The following is a 4,630-nucleotide window of genomic DNA, read 5'->3' as shown; positions in this document are numbered from 1 at the left end:
TGTCGTAATCGAGGTTATCGTAGCGCCCCGGATTCTCTCGCACGCCGAATTGCATCGCTTCTCCGATTACGACAACGACAACGACAACGACAACGATCGCGTTATATAAACGTGCTATTTATTAGCTACTTAGACGGTACGCAGCTCGGCACCAAGGCGCGCGGGCAGGCCCAGTTGGCGCGTGCTGCGCAGCCGTTCGGCGCCGACGACCGCCGCCAGGTCCGCCACGGCGGTCTCGAAGCGGTCGTTGACCACCACGTAGTCGTATTCGTCCCAATGGGTGCAGTCCTCCCGCGCCTGGGCCAGCCGGCGCGCGATCACCGCGTCGCTGTCGGTGCCGCGGGTGCGTAAACGCCGCTCCAGTTCGCGCCCGGACGGCGGGAGGATGAAGACCCCCACCGAGGCCGGAAAGCAGGCCCTGACCTGGCGCGCGCCCTGCCAGTCGATCTCCAGGATCAGGCCGCGGCCCGGGGCGCAGTCGCGGCGTACGTCGGCCGCGCGGGTCCCGTACAGATTGCCGAAGACCTCCGCATGTTCCAGGAAGCCGCCGGCGGCGAGCTCGGCGCGAAAGGTGTCGACCGTGAGAAAGTGGTAATGCGCCCCGTCGCGCTCGCCGGGGCGCGGCGCCCTGGTGGTGGCCGAGACGGAGCGCCCGAGCCCCGGGTCCCGCTCCAGCAGGGCCTGGACCAGGCTGGTCTTGCCGGCCCCGGACGGGGCTGAGACGATCAGCAGGATGCCATCATGCATGATTGAAATCCGGCTATTCCAGGTTCTGGATCTGCTCGCGCATCTGCTCGATCAGGACCTTCATCTCGACCGCCTCGCGCGTGACCGCCACGTCCGCGGACTTGGAGCCCAGGGTGTTGGCCTCCCGGTTCAATTCCTGCATCAGAAAGTCGAGCCGACGGCCCACCGGTTCGTCGCGCCCGAGGACGTCCCGGACCTCGGCCACATGGGCCTCGAGCCGATCCATCTCCTCCGCCACGTCCAGCCGGGCGGCGAGGAGGGCCAGTTCCTGTTCCAGGCGCCCCGGGTCCAATTCGGCGCGGATCTCCGCGAGCCGGTCGGCCAGGCGCTTGCGCACCCCGGCCAGGACCTCCGGCATCCGCGCGCGCACCCGCACTACCGACTCCTGCAACCGGTCGCAGCGCTCACGCAGGAGCAGGCCCAGGCGCGCACCCTCGCGCTCCCGGGTGGCCAGCAGCGTGGTGAGCGCCTCGTCCAGCAGGGTCAGGGCGGCGTTGGTCACCTGATCCAGGTCCCGCTCCTGCTCTTGGATCACCCCCGGCCAGCGCAGCAGTTCAAACCCGGTGGGCTCCGCGGACCGGCCGATCAGGTCGGCGATCTCCTGCCCGGCCGCCAACAATTGCTCGACAAAGGGGCGGTTGACCCGCAGGCTGCCGGACATCCCCAGCGCCGGGCAATAGCGCAGGGTGCAGTCCACCTTGCCGCGCTGCAGCCGCGCCGTCAGCCGGTCGCGCACGGCCGGTTCCAGGGCGCGCAGTTCCTCGGGCAGCCGCAGATGGGGCTCGAGGAAGCGGTGATTGACGCTGCGCAGCTCCCACGCCAGCTCACCCAGGTCCCCGGTGCGGGTCTCCCGAGCGAAGGCGGTCATACTCTTGATCATCCGGGGTGGCCTATAGTTGCGCGCGGCGGCAAGATGCAGCGGCAGAGATTGCAGTGAGGGTAGCACTATCATACCCTCGCAGGCGGGCGGGCGAGGTCACTCGCTGCGCCCGGTGCGGGCGCGGTACGCCCGCCCCGCCGGCCCGCGGCCCCGGCCGCGACCCACGACCCTCATGAGGTTCGGCCCTGACCACTATGTCCGCCGCCCGCGAAAGCCTGCCGCCCGACACCATGCTCGGCGCCTATCGACTCGTCGATAGCATCGCCAAGGGCGGTTTCAGCCTGATTTACCTTGCGCGCGTAGAGGAAACAGGCGACGAGGTAGTGATCAAGGAGTTCATGCCCAAGAAGATCGCCCGCCGCAACCACCGCGGGTATCTGGTAGCCATGGAGCCCCAGTATATCGAGAACCTGCACCGCGGGCGCCGACTTTTCTTTCAGGAAGTCAAGGCCCTGGCGTCGCTAAAGCACCCGAATATCGTGCGCGTCCTGGATTTCTTTCTCGCCAACCAGACCGGTTACCTGGTCATGCCCAACGAGCGCGGACGCAACCTCGGGGCCTATATCCAGGAGCGCCGGGGGGGCCTGAGCACGACCTTCATCCTGGACGTCTTCCTGCCGATCCTGGACGCCCTGGCCTTGCTGCACAACCGCTCCATGCTCCACCTGGACGTGAAGCCGGGTAACATTCACCTGCGCCACGGCAACCAGCCCCTGCTGCTGGATCTCGGCGCCGTCCACCCCTTGAGCCGCGGGCGCGCCCGCGGGGGTCAGGTCATCACCGCCGGTTACTCGCCGGTGGAGCAATACTACCGCGGCGGCCATGTGGGCCCTTGGACCGATGTCTATGCCGTGGGCGCCAGCCTGCGCACCTGCATGGAGGGCCGCACGCCGCCGCCGGCGATCGATCGTCACCAGGAGGACCGGCTGATCCCGGCCGTGGTCGAACTCAAGAATCGTTACCCCAGCTTCCTGTTGGAGGCCGTGGACTGGTCGATGTCCATGGACCCCACCAAACGCCCGCAGGACGCGGGTGAACTCCTGAACGCGCTGGCCCGTCAAGCCGCCGGCCTGCCGCAGTCGCGCCTGGCCGACCTGCCCGAGACGCAGCGGCCCAGAGACACGGCCTGAGCCGGCCGCCGACCAGTCACCCCCCACCCCAGACACCCGGAGACTCAAGCCCCATGCGATCCTCAACCCGCGAGCCGGACGAACTTCGCCCGATCCATTTCACCCGCGGCTATACCCGCCATGCCGAGGGTTCGGTGCTGGTGGAGTTCGGCGACACCCGGGTGCTGTGTACCGCCAGCGTCGAGGAGCGGGTACCGCCCTTCCTGAAGGGTCAGGGCCGGGGCTGGATCACCGCTGAGTACGGCATGTTGCCGCGCGCCACCCATGAGCGCAGCCCGCGGGAGGCGGCCCGCGGCAAGCAGAGTGGGCGCACCCAGGAAATCCAGCGCCTGATCGGGCGCTCACTGCGCGCGGCGGTGGACCTCCAGGCGCTGGGTGAGCGCACCCTGACGCTCGACTGCGACGTGCTCCAGGCCGACGGCGGCACCCGCACCGCCGCCATCACCGGCGCCTGGATGGCGCTCTGGGATGCCCTGGCCGGGCTGCGGGCGAACGGCACCCTGGCCGCCGATCCCATCCGCACCCAGGTGGCCGCGGTATCGGTGGGGATACACGAGGGCATCGCGATCCTCGATCTCGACTATGCGGAGGATTCCAGCGCCCATACCGACATGAACCTGGTCATGGATGGAGAAGGGCGCTTCATCGAACTCCAAGGCACCGCCGAGGGTGAGCCCTTCACCCGCGCCGAGTTGGATGGGCTGCTGGAATTGGGCGGCTATGGGATTCGGCAACTGCATGACATGCAGCGCGACGCCCTTGGCCTCTGAGCGCCTGGCCCTGACAAGCTTCATTCAAATGGACAGGATTAACAGGATTTTGCAGGATTAGCAGGATCCTTCTCAGCACCGTTGTCGTTGTCGTTGTCGTTGTCGAGTCTATCGTAGCGCCCAGGATTCTCTCGCAAGCCAATTTGCAGCGTTTCTCCGATTACGATTACGATTACGACAACGACAACGACAACGATTGGGTTTAGCTTGTTCTTGACTCACTACTATGCCCTATTTGGATTCCCGCCGACTTGCGAGACCGCAAATCCGAGAGAACGAGCCCATGACCAGATCCCACCGCGGTGAAACCATCGTCCTTGCCAGCAACAACCCCGGCAAGGTGCGCGAATTCAGCCAATTGCTTGCGGATGCCCGGATTGCGGTCAGCCCCCAAGGGGCGCACGGGGTGCCGGAGGCCGCGGAGACCGGCCTGACCTTCGTCGAGAACGCCATCCTCAAGGCCCGCAACGCCGCCCGGCACAGCGGGCTCGCGGCGATGGCGGACGATTCCGGCATCGAGGTGGATGCGCTGGACGGCGCCCCGGGGATCTACTCCGCCCGCTATGCCGGCCCCCAGGCCTGCGATGCGGACAATCTGGCGCGACTCCTGCGTGACCTGGAGGGGGTGCCCGATGAGGAGCGCACCGCGCGCTATCAATGCGTGCTGGTCTATCTGCGCGACCCGCAGGACCCCACGCCCCTGATCTGCCAGGGCACCTGGGAGGGGCTGATCCTGCGCGAGTCGCGCGGCGCGAACGGCTTCGGCTATGACCCGGTGTTCCTGGTCCCGACCCATGGCTGCACCGCGGCGGAACTCGACCCGGTCGAGAAGAATCGGATCAGCCACCGCGGACAGGCCCTGCGTGAACTGCATCGGCTCATGGAGGGCAGTGCACCGGCCTCCGGGCCTTGATCGTCGCTCCGGCCGCAAGGACACCGCAGGTCGAGGCATGACCGTGAAGGTGCGTAGTCAGGCCATCCTGGCCTGACGGTGTCGGGGCTGGAACAGTCAGGGCTGGAAGCCCTGACTACGCCGCCCCGCACGCTGGCCATCGAGCTAGCATTCGAGAGGACTTTCATGTCCCGGGGTGGCGCGGGTGCCA

General features: G+C 67.3%; 5 protein-coding genes. 3 read left to right on the top strand and 2 right to left on the bottom strand.

Features of this window, described 5'->3' with window-relative positions; all coding sequences use genetic code 11:
• Positions 1-129: 129 nt before the first annotated feature.
• Both gmk and QZY48_RS06425 read right to left on the bottom strand, forming a co-directional pair.
• Positions 130-747 (bottom strand): guanylate kinase, encoded by a 618-nt coding sequence (gene gmk / locus QZY48_RS06430; protein WP_295429184.1) that lies wholly within the window; start codon positions 745-747, stop codon positions 130-132.
• A gap of 13 nt (positions 748-760) precedes the next feature.
• Entirely contained in the window at positions 761-1,627 is an 867-nt protein-coding gene (locus tag QZY48_RS06425) for a YicC/YloC family endoribonuclease (RefSeq protein WP_295429182.1), read from the bottom strand.
• A gap of 194 nt (positions 1,628-1,821) precedes the next feature.
• Between QZY48_RS06425 and QZY48_RS06420 the strand changes: the two genes are divergently transcribed.
• From QZY48_RS06420 to rdgB, 3 genes are all read left to right on the top strand, one after another.
• The gene (locus QZY48_RS06420) at positions 1,822-2,757 is read left to right on the top strand and encodes a serine/threonine-protein kinase (protein WP_295429179.1); all 936 of its coding nucleotides are present in this window, start codon (positions 1,822-1,824) and stop codon (positions 2,755-2,757) included.
• Positions 2,758-2,810: 53 nt separating this feature from the next.
• On the top strand, positions 2,811-3,527 hold the full coding sequence (gene rph / locus QZY48_RS06415) for a ribonuclease PH (protein ID WP_100921510.1): 717 nt from the start codon (positions 2,811-2,813) through the stop codon (positions 3,525-3,527).
• 283 nt (positions 3,528-3,810) lie between these two features.
• On the top strand, positions 3,811-4,440 hold the full coding sequence (rdgB, locus tag QZY48_RS06410; RefSeq protein WP_295429175.1) for an RdgB/HAM1 family non-canonical purine NTP pyrophosphatase: 630 nt from the start codon (positions 3,811-3,813) through the stop codon (positions 4,438-4,440).
• Positions 4,441-4,630: the final 190 nt, after the last annotated feature.

The sequence above is a fragment of the uncultured Thiodictyon sp. genome (assembly GCF_903828115.1).
Lineage (GTDB): Bacteria > Pseudomonadota > Gammaproteobacteria > Chromatiales > Chromatiaceae > Thiodictyon.
This window is presented reverse-complemented; position numbering and strand designations above follow the sequence as displayed.

Coding starts and splice junctions, on each gene's coding strand:
- QZY48_RS06420 (WP_295429179.1), top strand. CDS start 1,822: ATGTCCGCCGCCCGCGAAAGCCTGCCGCCCGACACCATGCTCGGCGCC.
- gmk (WP_295429184.1), bottom strand. CDS start 747: ATGCATGATGGCATCCTGCTGATCGTCTCAGCCCCGTCCGGGGCCGGC.
- rph (WP_100921510.1), top strand. CDS start 2,811: ATGCGATCCTCAACCCGCGAGCCGGACGAACTTCGCCCGATCCATTTC.
- rdgB (WP_295429175.1), top strand. CDS start 3,811: ATGACCAGATCCCACCGCGGTGAAACCATCGTCCTTGCCAGCAACAAC.
- QZY48_RS06425 (WP_295429182.1), bottom strand. CDS start 1,627: ATGATCAAGAGTATGACCGCCTTCGCTCGGGAGACCCGCACCGGGGAC.